This window comes from Streptomyces sp. NPDC085931, from assembly GCF_044540565.1.
In the GTDB taxonomy this organism is placed as follows: Bacteria; Actinomycetota; Actinomycetes; order Streptomycetales; family Streptomycetaceae; genus Streptomyces.
On sequence record NZ_JBITSK010000005.1, the window covers coordinates 466429 to 482431 of the forward strand.

General features: G+C 71.5%; 13 protein-coding genes. 10 read left to right on the top strand and 3 right to left on the bottom strand.

Annotated features, from left to right (window positions below; all coding sequences use genetic code 11):
* Positions 1 to 37: 37 nt before the first annotated feature.
* Entirely contained in the window at positions 38 to 898 is an 861-nt protein-coding gene (gene mutM, locus ACIGAN_RS13275; protein ID WP_365739321.1) for a bifunctional DNA-formamidopyrimidine glycosylase/DNA-(apurinic or apyrimidinic site) lyase, read from the top strand.
* On the opposite strand, the gene ACIGAN_RS13280 is transcribed toward mutM, so the two are convergent.
* Positions 871 to 1275 carry a winged helix-turn-helix transcriptional regulator gene (locus ACIGAN_RS13280; protein ID WP_351366039.1) on the bottom strand — a complete coding sequence of 135 codons (405 nt, stop codon included), beginning with the start codon at positions 1273 to 1275 and terminating at the stop codon, positions 871 to 873. The two genes, mutM and ACIGAN_RS13280, sit on opposite strands and share 28 nt — an antisense overlap.
* Positions 1276 to 1382: 107 nt before the next feature.
* Here ACIGAN_RS13280 and ACIGAN_RS13285 point away from each other — a divergent pair, with 107 nt between their 5' ends.
* A complete protein-coding gene (locus ACIGAN_RS13285) occupies positions 1383 to 1967 on the top strand; it encodes a flavodoxin family protein (RefSeq protein WP_365739319.1) in 585 nt (194 codons plus the stop codon).
* 108 nt (positions 1968 to 2075) lie between these two features.
* Here ACIGAN_RS13285 and ACIGAN_RS13290 read toward each other — a convergent pair whose 3' ends face one another.
* Positions 2076 to 3275, bottom strand: a complete 1200-nt coding sequence (locus tag ACIGAN_RS13290; RefSeq protein ID WP_399857187.1) for a CAP domain-containing protein — start codon at positions 3273 to 3275, stop codon at positions 2076 to 2078.
* Positions 3276 to 3436: 161 nt separating this feature from the next.
* Here ACIGAN_RS13290 and ACIGAN_RS13295 point away from each other — a divergent pair, with 161 nt between their 5' ends.
* The 5 genes from ACIGAN_RS13295 (at position 3437) to ftsY (ending at position 11245) form a co-directional block, all read left to right on the top strand.
* A complete protein-coding gene (locus ACIGAN_RS13295) occupies positions 3437 to 3718 on the top strand; it encodes an acylphosphatase (RefSeq protein ID WP_311685402.1) in 282 nt (93 codons plus the stop codon).
* Between the two features lie 378 nt (positions 3719 to 4096).
* On the top strand, positions 4097 to 4300 hold the full coding sequence (locus ACIGAN_RS13300; protein ID WP_003993245.1) for a hypothetical protein: 204 nt from the start codon (positions 4097 to 4099) through the stop codon (positions 4298 to 4300).
* A 212-nt stretch (positions 4301 to 4512) separates the two neighbouring features.
* Entirely contained in the window at positions 4513 to 8091 is a 3579-nt protein-coding gene (gene smc, locus ACIGAN_RS13305) for a chromosome segregation protein SMC (RefSeq protein WP_399857189.1), read from the top strand.
* A 223-nt stretch (positions 8092 to 8314) separates the two neighbouring features.
* Positions 8315 to 9733 carry a sugar porter family MFS transporter gene (locus ACIGAN_RS13310; RefSeq protein WP_309097682.1) on the top strand — a complete coding sequence of 473 codons (1419 nt, stop codon included), beginning with the start codon at positions 8315 to 8317 and terminating at the stop codon, positions 9731 to 9733.
* Positions 9734 to 10045: 312 nt separating this feature from the next.
* Positions 10046 to 11245 (top strand): signal recognition particle-docking protein FtsY, encoded by a 1200-nt coding sequence (ftsY, locus tag ACIGAN_RS13315; RefSeq protein ID WP_365739307.1) that lies wholly within the window; start codon positions 10046 to 10048, stop codon positions 11243 to 11245.
* Positions 11246 to 11354: 109 nt separating this feature from the next.
* Here the strand turns inward: ftsY and ACIGAN_RS13320 are convergent, their stop codons facing one another.
* Positions 11355 to 12020 carry a bifunctional DNA primase/polymerase gene (locus ACIGAN_RS13320; RefSeq protein WP_365094410.1) on the bottom strand — a complete coding sequence of 222 codons (666 nt, stop codon included), beginning with the start codon at positions 12018 to 12020 and terminating at the stop codon, positions 11355 to 11357.
* A 445-nt stretch (positions 12021 to 12465) separates the two neighbouring features.
* On the opposite strand from ACIGAN_RS13320, the gene ACIGAN_RS13325 reads away from it, so the two are divergent.
* The 3 genes from ACIGAN_RS13325 (at position 12466) to ACIGAN_RS13335 (ending at position 15992) form a co-directional block, all read left to right on the top strand.
* A complete protein-coding gene (locus ACIGAN_RS13325) occupies positions 12466 to 13962 on the top strand; it encodes a transcriptional repressor NsdA (RefSeq protein WP_365739305.1) in 1497 nt (498 codons plus the stop codon).
* 351 nt (positions 13963 to 14313) lie between these two features.
* Positions 14314 to 15657, top strand: coding sequence for an ammonium transporter (locus ACIGAN_RS13330; RefSeq protein ID WP_365094405.1), 1344 nt, complete (start codon positions 14314 to 14316; stop codon positions 15655 to 15657).
* A complete protein-coding gene (locus tag ACIGAN_RS13335; RefSeq protein ID WP_030231663.1) occupies positions 15654 to 15992 on the top strand; it encodes a P-II family nitrogen regulator in 339 nt (112 codons plus the stop codon). The genes ACIGAN_RS13330 and ACIGAN_RS13335 overlap by 4 nt, the downstream gene beginning before the upstream one ends.
* Positions 15993 to 16003 lie beyond the last annotated feature (11 nt).

The following is a 16003-nucleotide window of genomic DNA, read 5'->3' on the forward strand; positions in this document are numbered from 1 at the left end:
CGCTCGGGTCGTCCGCAGGTTCGTGACGGGGGATCCCATGCCCGAGTTGCCCGAGGTCGAGGTCGTACGGCGCGGTCTTGAGCGGTGGGTCGCCCACCGGACCGTCGCCGAGGCCGAGGTGCTGCACCCGCGCGCGGTGCGCCGTCACCTCGCGGGTCCCGACGACTTCGCGCACCGCCTCAAGGGCCACCGCATCGGCGTCCCGAGCCGCCGCGGCAAGTACCTGTGGCTTCCCCTGGAGGACACGGACCAGTCGGTCCTGGCGCACCTCGGCATGAGCGGCCAGCTGCTGGTCCAGCCGCACACGGCCCCGGACGAGAAGCACCTGCGCATCCGGGTCCGCTTCACCGACGCCCTGGACACCGAACTCCGCTTCGTCGACCAGCGCACCTTCGGCGGCCTGTCGCTGCACGAGAACACCCCCGAAGGGCTGCCCGACGTCATCGCGCACATCGCCCGGGACCCGCTCGACCCGCTCTTCGACGACGAGGCCTTCCACCAGGCGCTGCGCCGCAAGCGGACCACGATCAAGCGGGCCCTGCTCGACCAGTCGCTGATCAGCGGCGTCGGCAACATCTACGCGGACGAGGCGCTGTGGCGCTCCCGCATCCACTACGAGCGCCCGACCGCGACCTTCACCCGCCCGCGCACGCTGCTGCTCCTCGGACACGTGCGGGACGTGATGAACGCGGCCCTGGCGGTGGGCGGCACCAGCTTCGACAGCCTGTACGTCAACGTCAACGGCGAGTCGGGCTACTTCGACCGGTCCCTCGACGCGTACGGGCGCGAGGGCCTGCCGTGCCGGCGCTGCGGCACGCCGATGCGGCGGCGGCCCTGGATGAACCGGTCGAGCTACTTCTGCCCGACGTGTCAGCGGGCGCCGCGGGTCTCGTCGTAGCGCTCGCGGGCGGCGAGCACGTCGTCCATCCGCCCTTCCACGAAGTGGATGAGGCTCAGCAGCCGCTCGGCGACCCCGCGCCCGAGCGGCGTCAGCTCGTAGTCCACCCGGGGCGGGTTGGTGGGCTGCGCCTCGCGGTGCACCAGGCCGTCGCGCTCCAGGGCGTGCAGCGTCTGGGACAGCATCTTCTCGCTCACCCCGTCGACGCGGCGGCGCAGCTCGTTGAAGCGCAGCGGGCCCTCGTGCAGGGCGCCGAGCGTCAGCCCGCCCCAGCGGCCCGTGACGTGCTCGAGCGTGCCGCGCGAGGGACAGGCCTTGGCGAACACGTTGTACGGGAGGTCGTCCAGCCCCTCCGTGCGCTCCTGGGTGGTGGTCATGCGACCAGCGTACGGCAGCGCAGCGCTAACCAACAGGTTGCACTTACTAGAAGTTAGTGCTTTCCTTTGGTCACCGTCAGCGACCTGCCTCTTTCTGGAGTAGCCACGTGACCACCCCTGTCGTCTCCCTCGCCTACCACTCGGGCTTCGGCCATACCGCCGTCCTCGCCGAGGCCGTCCGTGCCGGCGCCGTCGAGGCGGGTGCCGAGGTGCACCTGATCGACGTCGGCCGGATCACCGAGGAGCAGTGGGCGATCCTCGACCGCTCGGACGCCATCGTCTTCGGATCGCCGACCTACATGGGCACCGCGTCCGGCGCCTTCCACGTCTTCGCGGAGGCCACCTCGAAGCGCTGGGCCACCCAGGCCTGGAAGGACAAGCTGGCCGCGGGCTTCACCAACTCCGCCTCCAAGAGCGGCGACAAGCTGCACACCCTGCAGTACTTCCAGATCCTCGCCGCCCAGCTCGGCATGCACTGGGTCAACCTGGGACTGCTCCCGGGCTGGAACAGCAGCACCGGCTCCGAGCACGACCTGAACCGCCTCGGCGTCTTCGCGGGCGCCGCGGCCCAGACCAACGCCGACGAGGGCCCGGAGGCCGTGCACAAGGCCGACATCGCCACGGCCGAGCAGCTGGGCCGCCGCGTGACGGAGACGGCCCGGGTCTTCCTCAGGGGCCTGGCCGCCGCGTGAGCCGTGCGCCGACGCGGTGAGCGGTGATCAGCGGGCACCGCGGAGGGCCGAAGGGGAGTGAAGGGGGAGTGAGGCGCAGCCCGGGCCGGTCCGCCGGGCCGCGGATCCTCAGTAGCCGAAGTTCTGCGTCCACCAAGGGCCGCCGGAGCCCAGTTCGACGCCGACGCCCAGGGTCTTGAAGTCGCAGTTCAGGATGTTGGCGCGGTGGCCGGGGCTGTTCATCCAGGCGTCCATCACGGCCGCGGCGTCGGCCTGGCCGCGGGCTATGTTCTCGCCGCCGAGGTTGGATATGCCGGCCTTCTCGGCCCGGTCCCACGGCGTCCGGCCGTCCGGGTCGGTGTGGTCGAAGAAGCCCCGCGCGGCCATGTCCTCGCTGTAGCTCTGGGCGAGGTCGGTCAGCGCGCTGTTCGCGGCGACCGGGCTGCAGCCCACCTTGGCCCGCTCCTGGTTCACCAGGGACAGCACCTGGGCCGCGGCCGCGGACTCCCCGGAGAGGGCGGCGGAGGCGTCGGGCTTGCGCGGTGCCTGCGTCGCCGTACGGGAGGGCGTGTCGTCCGGCTTCTCGCTCGGGGTGGCGGCCGGCTTCTTCTTCTCCGGCGCCTTCTCCGGCGTCTTGTCGGCCTTCTCCGGCGTCTTCGTCGGGGCGGCCGACGACTTCGAGGCGGAGGGCGAGGGCGAGGCGGAGCGCTCGGCGTCCCGGCTGGTGGGGGAGTCGTCCCGGCTCTCCGCGCTGCCGGACGTGCCGCCCTGCTCGGCCGGGAGGTTCGTCGGGGTGTCGCCGGCCTGGACGTTGTCGGTGCCGCTGCCGCCGCCGAGCTGGTAGTTCTCCAGCCCGGGCACGGCGCCCGTGGCGACGGCGACCGTGCCGAGCGCGACGGCGGCGGAGACGCCGAGCAGCCCGGTGCGCATCGGGCGGGCGGCCTTCTTCCGGCGGCGGTGCGCGCCCGCGCGGCGGGCCCCGGCGTCGGGGCTGAAGCCGTCGGAACCGAACCCGTCGGAACCGAAGCCGTCGGAACCGAACCCGTCGGAACGGAAGCCGCCGGAACCGTAGCCGTCGGTACCGAAGCCGTCGCTCGCGAAGGCGGTCGTCTCCGTGAAGCGGTCACCGGCCGCGGGGGCCTCCACCTCGAACAGATAGGCCTCGCTCTTGGCGTAGGTCTCCGCGTACGCCTCCGGGTTCAGATAGGGCGCGATCCCCATCATCGGGGCGTCGTCCGCGGTGGAGTACAGCGGGTCGTGGCCCTCCGCGAAGTCGTCGGCGCGGCCCGTGGCGGCGCGGCCGGCGGCGGAGCGTCGGTGGCGTCCCATGTCCTGGCCTTCCTCGTCCTGGCGGTCGACTCGTCCTCGAGATCAACACCAAACTCACTAGATCGTGTGAGTTTCATATGAGATTCGTTGAGGGGGGACGGTACCGCATGACGCAAGGGGAGGAAGTGCCCGGAGGGAGATCGGGCGGTTAGGTTGCCGTCATGAGCGAGGATGTGCGACTGGTCGCCTGGGTGCGAGGACGTGTCCAAGGTGTGGGTTTCCGCTGGTTCACGCGGGCCAAGGCCCTGGAGATCGGCGGCCTGAGTGGTTTTGCTCTCAATTTGGGCGACGGACGGGTCCAGGTCGTCGCCGAGGGCGCGCGCGAGGGTTGTCAAGGCCTGCTGGAGTGGCTCCGCAGTGACGACACGCCCGGCCGCGTGGACGGCGTCACCGAGATCTGGGACACACCCCGCGGCGGCTATGAGGGCTTCGCCATCCGCTGATCCGGCACCGGGCGGCCGCCCCCCGGCCGCCCGCGGTGGAGGTCCCGGGAACCGCCCCGGACGGAAACTCGCTGGTGATTGCCGAGAACCGCTTGCCTTGGCAGGCCGCAGACGCAAGGATGATCGCCACGCCCCGAGGGCCCGCTGAAGCCGCCGCGCCGCCGTTGAAGGCCGTGTGCGCCACGGTCGCCCGCCAATACGGGGCGTGATCGTGTTGACCGTCAAACTTTTTGGTGAGACGCTGAAAGCACCCCGCGCACCTTAGCTGTTTGGCATGGCTGAACGGCAGCACAACTGAAGGCCCTGCCAAGCCGCGGGTGCGAATCCCTCACGACCCAACCGCATCGGTCGGTCACTCATTGTGGAGGACCATCCATCATGGCAAAGGCGCTTCTCGGTTACGTCGGCGGCTCCGACCCTCGACTCCTCGCCGAGATGCGACGGCTCCAGCAGCGCGTCCAGGACCTGGAATCCGAGCTCGTACGGATCCAGGCGGAGAACGAGGCGCTGACGGCTGCCGCTTCTCACGACAGGATCATGGAGAGCGTTGACGCACACCAGGCGGAGCCTGCGCTCACCTGATCACTGCACCGCTCCACATCGGCACAGCAGTGGTGGGGAAGCCCGTAACAACCGCTGAGTTGTCAGAAGTGCAAGGGACGCCACCGGCGTCCCTTCTTTCTTTCCCCCGCGCATCCTTTCACTGTCTTCAACGTCTGGTCTGCCCTGCGTGTTCAGCGGCGAAACCGCGGGTTCATGGAGTGAGACGAACCCGGGCGGTAGAGTCCGGCGGCGTGCACCTCAAGGCCCTGACCCTCCGCGGGTTCAAGTCGTTCGCCTCGGCGACCACCCTCCGGTTCGAGCCGGGGATCACGTGCGTCGTCGGACCGAACGGCTCGGGCAAGTCCAACGTCGTCGACGCCCTCAGCTGGGTCATGGGGGAGCAGGGCGCCAAGTCGCTGCGCGGCGGCAAGATGGAGGACGTCATCTTCGCCGGCACCACCGGCCGTCCGCCCCTGGGCCGCGCCGAGGTGTCCCTGACCATCGACAACTCCGACGGGGCCCTGCCCATCGAGTACGCCGAGGTCACCATCACGCGGATCATGTTCCGCAACGGCGGCAGCGAGTACCAGATCAACGGCGACACCTGCCGGCTCCTCGACATCCAGGAACTGCTCTCCGACTCCGGCATCGGCCGCGAGATGCACGTCATCGTCGGGCAGGGCCAGCTCGACTCCGTGCTGCACGCCGACCCCATGGGCCGCCGCGCCTTCATCGAGGAGGCGGCCGGCGTCCTCAAGCACCGCAAGCGCAAGGAGAAGGCGCTGCGCAAGCTGGACGCGATGCAGGCCAACCTCGCGCGCGTGCAGGACCTCACCGACGAGCTGCGCCGCCAGCTCAAGCCGCTGGGCCGCCAGGCCGCCGTCGCGCGCCGGGCGGCCGTCATCCAGGCCGATCTGCGCGACGCCCGGCTGCGTCTGCTCGCCGACGATCTCGTCCGGCTCCGGGAAGCCCTGCAGGCCGAGGTCGCCGACGAGGCCGCGCTCAAGGAGCGCAAGGAGGCCGCCGAGCAGGAGCTGCGCAGGGCGCACCAGCGCGAGGCCCAGCTGGAGGACGAGGTCCGGCGGCTCACGCCCCGCCTGCAGCGGGCCCAGCAGACCTGGTACGAGCTCTCCCAGCTCGCCGAGCGGGTGCGCGGCACGATCTCGCTGGCCGACGCGCGCGTGAAGAGCGCCACCTCCGCGCCCCCCGAGGAGCGGCGCGGGCGCGACCCCGAGGACATGGAGCGCGAGGCCGCCCGCATCCGCGAGCAGGAGGCCGAACTGGAGGCGGCCCTGGAAGCCGCCGAGCGCGCCCTGGAGGACACGGTCGCCCACCGGGCCGAGCTGGAGCGCGAGCTGGCCCAGGAGGAGCGGCGCCTGAAGGACGCCGCCCGGGCCATCGCCGAACGGCGCGAGGGCCTGGCCCGGCTCAGCGGCCAGGTCAACGCCGCCCGCTCCCGCGCGGCCTCCGCCCAGGCCGAGATCGAACGCCTGGCCGCCGCCCGCGACGAGGCGCAGGAACGTGCCGTCGCCGCGCAGGAGGAGTACGAGGCCCTCCAGGCCGAGGTCGACGGCCTCGACGCCGGCGACGCCGAACTCGCCGAGCGGCACGAGGCGGCCAAGGAGCGCCTGGCCGAGGCCGAGACCGCGCTCACGGCGGCACGCGAGGCCACCACGGCGGCGGAACGCCGGCGCGCCGCCACCCAGGCCCGCCACGAGGCCCTGGCGCTCGGCCTGCGCCGCAAGGACGGCACCGGCACCCTGCTCGCGGCCAAGGACCGCCTCTTGGGTGTGCTCGGCCCGGCGGCGGAACTCCTGACGGTGGCCCAGGGCCACGAGGCCGCCCTGGCCGCGGCGTTCGGGGCGGCGGCGGACGCCGTCGCGGTCACGTCCCCGGCAGCCGCGGCCGACGCGATCCGACTCCTGCGCAAACAGGACGGTGGCAGGGCCACCCTGCTGCTGGCGGGAGATGACGCCCTCAGGGGCGAGGAGAACCGCGCGACCGGCCACGACAGTGCCGCCGACGCCCGCCACACCTGGGCCGCTGACCTGGTCCGCGGTCCCGCGGACCTCATGCCCGCCGTCAGGCGGCTCCTCCACGGCATCGTCGTGGTCGGCACCCTCGAAGACGCGGAAAGCCTCGTCTACGCCCACCCGGACCTCACCGCCGTCACCGCCGAAGGCGATCTGCTCGGCGCCCACTTCGCCCACGGCGGCTCCGCCGGCGCCCCCAGCCTCCTCGAGGTGCAGGCCTCGGTCGACGAGGCCGCGGCCGAACTCGAGGAGCTGGCCGTCCGCTGCGAGGAGCTGACCGAGGCCCAGCACGCGGCCGCCCGGCGCCGCACCGAGTGCGCCGCGCTGGTGGAGGAGCTGGGGGAACGGCGCCGGGCCGCCGACCGGGAGAAGTCCGCCGTCGCCCAGCAGCTCGGGCGCCTGGCGGGGCAGGCGCGCGGCGCCACCGGAGAGGCGGAACGCGCCACCGCGGCGGCGGCCCGCGCCCAGGACGCCCTGGACAAGGCGCTGCTGGAGGTCGAGGAACTCGCCGAGCGGCTCGCCGTCGCCGAGGAGATGCCGATCGAGGAGGAGCCCGACACCTCCGTGCGGGACCGGCTCGCCGCCGACGGTGCCAACGCCCGGCAGACCGAGATGGAGGCCCGCCTGCAGGTCCGTACCCACGAGGAGCGGGTCAAGGGCCTCGCCGGCCGGGCCGACTCCCTCGACCGGGCCGCCCGCGCGGAACGCGAGGCACGCGCGCGTGCCGAACAGCGCCGGGCCCGGCTGCGGCACGAGGCGGCGGTCGCGCAGGCCGTCGGCTCGGGTGCCCGGCAGCTCCTCGCGCACGTCGAGGTCTCGCTCGCCCGCGCCGAGGCGGAGCGCACCGCCGCCGAGGCCGCCAAGGCCCGCCGCGAGCAGGAACTCGCCCGCGCCCGCACCGAGGGACGCGACCTGAAGGCCGAACTCGACAAGCTGACGGATTCGGTCCACCGCGGCGAGGTACTCGGCGCCGAGAAGCGGCTGCGCATCGAGCAGCTGGAGACCAAGGCGCTGGAGGAGCTGGGTGTCGAACCGGCCGGGCTCGTCGCGGAGTACGGTCCGCACCAGCTCGTGCCGCCCTCGCCCCCCGCCGAGGGCGAGGAGCTGCCGGAGGACCCCGAGCACCCGCGCAACCGGCCCAGGCCGTTCGTCCGCGCCGAGCAGGAGAAGCGCCTCAAGGCGGCCGAGCGTGCCTATCAGCAGCTCGGCAAGGTGAACCCGCTCGCGCTGGAGGAGTTCGCGGCGCTGGAGGAGCGCCACCAGTTCCTCAGCGAGCAGCTGGAGGACCTGAAGAAGACCCGCGCCGACCTGCTCCAGGTCGTCAAGGAGGTCGACGAGCGCGTCGAGCAGGTCTTCACCGAGGCCTACCGGGACACCGCCCGGGAGTTCGAGGGCGTCTTCAGCCGGCTCTTCCCCGGTGGTGAGGGACGGCTGGTGCTGACCGATCCCGACAACATGCTCACCACGGGCGTGGACGTCGAGGCCCGTCCGCCGGGCAAGAAGGTCAAGCGGCTGTCGCTGCTGTCCGGTGGGGAGCGGTCGCTGACGGCCGTGGCGCTGCTGGTGTCGATCTTCAAGGCGCGGCCCAGCCCGTTCTACGTCATGGACGAGGTCGAGGCGGCCCTCGACGACACCAACCTCCAGCGGCTCATCCGGATCATGCAGGAGCTGCAGGAGGCCTCGCAGCTGATCGTGATCACACACCAGAAGCGCACGATGGAGGTCGCCGACGCGCTGTACGGCGTCTCCATGCAGGGCGACGGTGTGTCGAAGGTCATCTCACAGCGCCTCCGCTAGATGGGTGTGCTCTACACCTGTCTCACCTGGGATGCTCCATGGCTTCAATTATTGAACACATCCCTGACACACTCCTGCCTCAGATTCACAGCATCCGAGCTATTGACTTCGAAACTTGAAGGCATAGTCTCGGCAACGTTCCTTTTACCTTCAGGTACCTTCAGGTGGCACCTCGAAGGGCTGACCCCCTCCGGCAGCGTTGCCGGTGGCCCGAGGAGTACACGTGACCAGCACAGCGCAGGCACCCAAGTCAGGAGCCGGGACGGCTCACCCCGATCATCTCGGGCACGTCATCTTCATCGCGGCGGCGGCCGCGATGGGCGGATTCCTGTTCGGCTACGACAGCTCCGTGATCAACGGCGCCGTCGAGGCCATCCGTGACCGCTACGACGTCGGCTCCGCGGCCCTGGCCCAGGTCATCGCCATCGCCCTGATCGGCTGCGCCATCGGCGCCGCGACCGCCGGACGCATAGCCGACCGCATCGGCCGCATCCGGTGCATGCAGATCGCCGCCGCGCTCTTCACCGTCAGCGCCGTCGGCTCCGCGCTCCCCTTCGCCCTGTGGGACCTCGCCTTCTGGCGCGTCGTCGGCGGCTTCGCCATCGGCATGGCCTCCGTGATCGGCCCGGCCTACATCGCCGAGGTCGCCCCGCCCGCCTACCGCGGCCGGCTCGGCTCCTTCCAGCAGGCCGCCATCGTCATCGGCATCGCCGTGTCGCAGCTGGTCAACTGGGGTCTGCTCAACGCCGCAGACGGCGACCAGCGCGGCAAGCTGATGGGCCTGGAGGCCTGGCAGGTCATGCTCGGCGTCATGGTCGTCCCGGCCGTCCTGTACGGCCTGCTCTCCTTCGCCATCCCCGAGTCCCCGCGCTTCCTCATCTCCGTCGGCAAGCACGAGCGCGCCCGGCAGATCCTCGCCGAGGTCGAGGGCAAGGACGTCGACCTGGACGCCCGTGTCGCCGAGATCGAGGGCGCCATGAAGAGCGAGCACCGCTCCAGCTTCAAGGACCTGCTCGGCGGCAGCTTCTTCTTCAAGCCGATCGTCTGGATCGGCATCGGCCTGTCGGTCTTCCAGCAGTTCGTCGGCATCAACGTCGCGTTCTACTACTCCTCGACGCTGTGGCAGTCGGTCGGTGTCGACCCGACGGACTCGTTCTTCTACTCCTTCACCACGTCGATCATCAACATCGTCGGCACCGTCATCGCGATGATCTTCGTCGACCGGGTCGGCCGCAAGCCGCTGGCGATCATCGGTTCGATCGGCATGGTCGTCGGCCTCGCGCTGGAGGCCTGGGCGTTCTCCCACCACCTGGTCGACGGCAAGCTGCCCGCCGCGCAGGGCTGGATCGCCCTGATCGCCGCGCACGTCTTCGTCCTCTTCTTCGCCCTGTCCTGGGGCGTGGTCGTCTGGGTCATGCTCGGCGAGATGTTCCCCAACCGGATCCGCGCCGCCGCCCTGGGTGTGGCCGCCGCCGCGCAGTGGATCGCCAACTGGGCCATCACCGCGAGCTTCCCGTCGCTGGCCGACTGGAACCTGTCCGTGACGTACGTGATCTACACGGCCTTCGCCGCGCTCTCCATCCCGTTCGTCCTGAAGTTCGTCACCGAGACCAAGGGCAAGTCCCTGGAGGAGATGGGCTGAGCCCGTCCCGCGCACTCGGGGAGGAGGGCCAAAGTCCCCGCTGCCCCTCTCCCCGTGACCCGCCGCCGCCCCGGTTCGGCCACTGCCCGAGCCGGGGCGGCGGTCCGTCTTCCCCTGCGCGGCCCGGCAGCACCTGCTCGCTGAACGGCTGCCGTGACGGGCAGGGCGGCGGCTCCCCGCGCCGGGCGGGAGCCGAGGGCGCCGGCTGACGACGCGTCAGGCATTCGGGGGTGGGGAGATCCGGCGGCGTCGGCCGTTCGGGGCGGTGCGAGCGGGGTGGCCGGGGGTCCCATGACTGATACTGGACGCGTTATGGACATCGTCATCCTTGCTGTAGTCATCGCCGTGGTCGTGCTCGGCGCGCTCGGCGGGCTCATCGTCGGCAGCCGGCGCAAGAAGCAGCTGCCGCCGCCCCCGCCCGCGGCGCCCGACATCACCGCCCCACCGGCCGAGCCGCACGTCGGCGACGAGGCCGAGACGCCGCGGGAGGAACCGCGGCGCACGATAGAGGAGGTGGATCTCCCGGACGGCTCGGCTCCGGTCGTCGTCGAGGAGCCGCCCGCCGAGGCTCCCGGGATCGAGATCCCGGAGCCCACCGCGGGCCGCCTGGTCCGGCTGCGGGCCCGTCTGTCCCGCTCGCAGAACGCCCTGGGCCAGGGCCTGCTGACCCTGCTGTCCCGCGAGCACCTCGACGAGGACACCTGGGAGGAGATCGAGGACACGCTGCTCACCGCCGACGTCGGCGTGCAGCCCACCCAGGAACTGGTGGAGCGGCTGCGCGAGCGCGTGCGGGTGCTCGGCACCCGCACCCCCGAGGAACTGCGCACCCTGCTCCGCGAGGAACTGCTCACCCTGGTCGGCCGCGACATGGACCGCGCGGTCAAGACCGAACCGGAGGACCGCAAGCCGGGCATCGTGATGGTCGTCGGCGTCAACGGCACCGGCAAGACCACCACCACCGGCAAGCTCGCCCGCGTCCTGGTCGCCGACGGCCAGAGCGTGGTGCTCGGCGCCGCCGACACCTTCCGGGCCGCCGCCGCCGACCAGCTCCAGACCTGGGGCGAGCGCGTCGGTGCCCACACCGTGCGCGGACCGGAGGGCGGCGACCCGGCCTCCGTGGCCTTCGACGCGGTCAAGGAGGGCAAGGAGATGGGCGCGAACGTCGTGCTCATCGACACCGCCGGCCGGCTGCACACCAAGACCGGCCTGATGGACGAGCTCGGCAAGGTCAAGCGGGTCGTCGAGAAGCACGCCCCGGTCGACGAGGTGCTGCTCGTCCTCGACGCCACCACCGGCCAGAACGGCCTCGTCCAGGCCCGGGTCTTCTCCGAGGTCGTGAACATCACCGGCATCGTGCTCACCAAGCTGGACGGCACGGCCAAGGGCGGCATCGTGGTCGCGGTCCAGCGCGAGCTGGGCGTCCCGGTCAAGCTCATCGGGCTCGGAGAGGGCGCGGACGACCTCGCGCCGTTCGAGCCGGAGGCGTTCGTTGACGCCCTTATCGGGGAGTGAGCCCGGCACCCGCCGCGGCACGACCTGCGAAGAACCGTATGCGCGCGAGAAGCGCCCGCCCCCGAGGTGCAGTCGGGGACGGGCGCTTCGCTCTGTGTCCTGGCCGCGGCTACGCCCGGGAGCGGTGGGCCACGTACGCCAGCGTGCCCAGCACCAGGCGGGCCTCCGGTGGCCGGGAGGCCGAGTCCAGGGCGGGGGAGCGCAGCCAGCGGACCGGGCCGAGACCGCCGCGGTCCGAGGGCGGTGCCGTGATGTGCGTGCCGGGGCCGAGGCCGCGCAGGTCGAGCGCGTCCGGGTCGTCCCAGCCCATGCGGTAGAGCAGCCCGGGCAGGTCGGCGGCGGCGCCGGGGGCGACGAGGAACTGGGCGCGGCCGTCCGGGGTGGCGGCGACCGGGCCGACGGGCAGGCCCATGCGCTCCAGCCGGGCCAGGGCGCGGCACCCGGCCGGCTCGGCCACCTCGATGACGTCGAAGGCCCGGCCGACCGGCAGCATGACCGAGGCGCCCGGGAACTCGCCCCACGCCTCCGTCACGTCGTCGAGCGTCGCCCCGGCGGGGATCACCGCGGCGAAGTCCAGCGGATGCGCGCCCGGAGCCGGGCAGTCGCGGCGGCCGCAGGAGCACGCGCCCGCCGACGCGCGGGCCCCCGGCACCACGTCCCAGCCCCACAGCCCGGTGTACTCCGCCACGGCCGTGCCGTCCGATGAGCGGCTGCGGCGGCGCGAGCCGGACCGGATGTCGCGCATGCCCCGGCTGATGCCGATCGTGAAGCCCATACCCCCTCCAACGGGTCCGGCGCACCGGTGGTTACGCAGCGGACGCGATACGTGACTCTCCGTTTCCGGCTTCCCGGTGGCGGACGGTTCACTCCGCGCCAGGAAGGTCCCAGGGTGGTGTGCCCGACGACGCGCGCCCCTGAGTGCATCGCTGCACCCGCTCCTGGGTGTGCTGTGTCAAGTGAATCGCGCGTAGCCGTACGTGAGTTCATTCGAAGGGGTGGCGAATGGTGGCGTTTGCGTGTGAGCCGTGGCTGGACGGGTGATCGTAGGATTACTTTGTGTGCACGAGGCCTGGGGGCACATGCACACGCGGGTATGCCGGAGGCAAGTCGCCTTTCCGTTCGAAGGGTGACAAGGACCGGACGGACGGCCGTACGAACCGGCATGCTGATAGGGCTTGGCGCACTCGGCGACAAGTGGTCTCAGGGATGGGGGCGTTCCAGTGAGCGGCAACGGCGGAAGCGCGACGAACGCTGCACACGCGACGCCCACTGACAAGCGCCCCAACGAGCTGCTCACCTCCTGGTTCGTGCGCAGCGGCTGGTCCAAGGGCGAGCTGGCCCGGCAGGTCAACCGCAGAGCCCGCCAGCTCGGCGCCAACCACATCTCCACGGACACCTCCCGGGTGCGCCGCTGGCTCGACGGCGAGAACCCGCGCGAGCCGATCCCGAGGATCCTCTCCGAGCTGTTCTCGGAGCGCTTCGGCGTCGTCGTCTCCGTCGAGGACCTGGGGCTGCGCACCGCGCGCCAGTCACCCTCCGCGACCGGCGTCGACCTGCCGTGGACGGGCCCGCAGACGGTGGCCCTGCTCAGCGAGTTCTCGCGCAGCGACCTGATGCTGGCGCGGCGCGGCTTCCTCGGGAGCTCGCTGGTCCTGTCCGCGGGCCCGGCCCTCATCGAGCCCATGCAGCGCTGGCTCGTGCCCTCGCCCCCGGGCCCGCGGTCCGAGCCCGAGCCGGCGGCCGCCGCGGGCCGCTCCCGCGGCCGGCTGTCGAAGCCGGAGCTGGACCTGCTGGAGTCCACGACGGTGATGTTCCGCCAGTGGGACGCCCAGTGCGGCGGCGGGCTGCGCCGCAAGGCCGTCGTCGGCCAGCTGCACGAGGTGACCGACCTGCTCCAGGAACCCCAGCCGGAGGCCACCACCCGGCGCCTGTTCAAGGTCGCCGCCGAGCTCGCCGAGCTGGCCGGCTGGATGTCGTACGACATCGGGCTGCAGCCGACCGCGCAGAAGTACTTCGTGCTCGCGCTGCACGCGGCCAAGGAGGCAGGTGACCGGCCCCTCGGCTCGTACGTGCTGTCCAGCATGAGCCGCCAGATGATCCACCTCGGCCGGCCCGAGGACGCGCTGGAGCTGATCCACCTCGCGCAGTACGGCAGCCGGGACTGCGCGAGCCCGCGCACCCAGTCGATGCTGTATGCGATGGAGGCCCGGGCCTACGCCAACATGGGCCAGCCCGGCAAGTGCAAGCGGGCGGTGCGGATGGCCGAGGACACCTTCGCCGAGGCCGACGAGTGGGACGAGCCCGACCCCGACTGGATCCGCTTCTTCTCCGAGGCCGAGCTCTTCGGGGAGAACTCCCACTCCTTCCGCGACCTGGCCTACGTCGCCGGCCGCAGCCCCACCTACGCCTCGCTGGCCGAGCCCTTGATGAAGCGGGCCGTGGAGCTGTTCGCCGAGGACGACGAGCACCAGCGGTCGTATGCGCTGAACCTGATCGGCATGGCCACCGTGCACCTCCTGCAGCGCGAGCCCGAGCAGAGCACGGTCTTCGCCGCCGAGGCCATGCAGGTCGCCAAGAAGGTCCGCTCCGAGCGCGTCAACACCCGGATCCGCAAGACCGTCGACACCGCCGCACGCGACTTCGGCGACCTCGGCGAGGTCGTCGACCTGACCGAGCGGCTCGCCGCCGAACTGCCCGAGACCGCCGAGGCGGTCTGACCCGCCTCACAGACCCCCGAACCCCGGCCGCGGCCGGCCCTCCCGAACTGCCCGACTCGGCTCCCCCAGCCAGGTCATCGGAAGGCCGACCGCGGCCGGCCTGTGTGCCCGCCCTGTGTGCCCGCAAGGCCACGCGCGGCGAAGGTTGCGCCACGATAACGATCGGCGCAGCCGCTCTCCGGCAGTTCATCGACGCGTAACACAGCACGCGCCTTCGTCACGGTCGCGAAACAACGAGGGGCCTCCACCGAAACCGCGCTGCGCCAATCTCGTGGCGCATAACCGGCCCACCCCCTCACTCCGCTCCAGGCTTCGCCCGCACGGGGCCGTACCAACGACGAGGAGACGCCGATGGCACCAGCCATCACCCTTGCCGCAGAAGCGCCCAAGCTGTCTGCCGCCAACACAGGGTTCATGCTCATCTGTTCCGCCCTGGTGATGCTCATGACCCCGGGCCTGGCCTTCTTCTACGGAGGCATGGTCCGCGTCAAGAGCACCCTGAACATGCTGATGATGAGCTTCATCAGCCTCGGGATCGTCACCGTCCTGTGGGTGCTGTACGGCTTCTCCATGGCGTTCGGCACCGACTCCGGCAGCCTCATCGGCTGGAACTCCGACTGGGTGGGCCTGGGCAACATCGGCCTGACCGAGCTGTGGGACGGCTACACCATCCCGGTGTTCGTCTTCCTGGTCTTCCAGCTGATGTTCGCGATCATCACCCCGGCCCTGATCAGCGGCGCCCTCGCGGACCGCGTGAAGTTCAGCGCCTGGGCCCTGTTCATCACCCTGTGGGCCACCGTCGTCTACTTCCCGGTCGCGCACTGGGTCTGGGGCGCCGGCGGCTGGGCCTTCGAGCTCGGCGTCATCGACTTCGCCGGCGGTACGGCCGTGCACATCAACGCCGGTGCCGCCGCGCTCGGCGTGATCCTGGTCATCGGCAAGCGCGTCGGCTTCAAGAAGGACCCGATGCGCCCGCACAGCCTGCCGCTGGTCATGCTCGGTGCCGGTCTGCTGTGGTTCGGCTGGTTCGGCTTCAACGCCGGCTCCTGGCTCGGCAACGACGACGGCGTGGGCGCGCTGATGTTCGTCAACACGCAGATCGCCACCGCCGCCGCCATGCTGGCCTGGCTCGCCTACGAGAAGATCCGCCACGGCGCGTTCACCACGCTGGGCGCCGCCTCCGGCGCGGTCGCGGGCCTGGTCGCCATCACCCCCGCCGGTGGCGCGGTCACCCCGCTGGGCGCGATCGCCGTCGGCGCCATCGCCGGTGTCCTGTGCGCCATGGCCGTCGGCCTGAAGTACAAGTTCGGCTACGACGACTCGCTCGACGTCGTCGGCGTCCACCTGGTCGGCGGTGTCGTCGGCTCCCTGCTGATCGGCTTCTTCGCCAGCGGCAAGGGCCAGTCCGAGGTCGAGGGCCTCTTCTACGGCGGCGGCCTGACCCAGTTCTGGAAGCAGTGCGCCGGTGTCTTCGCGGTCCTCGCCTACTCTCTGATCGTCTCCGCCATCCTCGCCTTCATCCTCGACCGGACCATCGGCATGCGGGTCACCGAGGACGACGAGATCGCCGGCATCGACCAGGCCGAGCACGCCGAGACCGCATACGACTTCAGCGGCGCCGGTGGCGGTGCCGCCAAGACCGCCGCCGTCGCGGCCGCCGTGGCCGGAGCCCAGAGCAAGAAGGTGGACGCATGAAGCTCATCACCGCCGTCGTCAAGCCGCACCGGCTCGACGAGATCAAGGAGGCCCTGCAGGCCTTCGGAGTACACGGACTGACGGTCACCGAGGCCAGCGGCTACGGTCGGCAGCGGGGCCACACCGAGGTCTACCGGGGCGCCGAGTACACCGTCGACCTCGTCCCCAAGATCCGCATCGAGGTGCTGGTCGAGGACGACGACGCCGAGCAGCTGATCGACGTCGTGGTCAAGGCGGCCCGCACCGGCAAGATCGGTGACGGCAAGGTCTGGTCCATCCCGGTCGAGACGGCCGTACGGGTCCGCACCGGCGAGCGCGGCCCCGACGCGCTCTGAGGCAGGAAAAC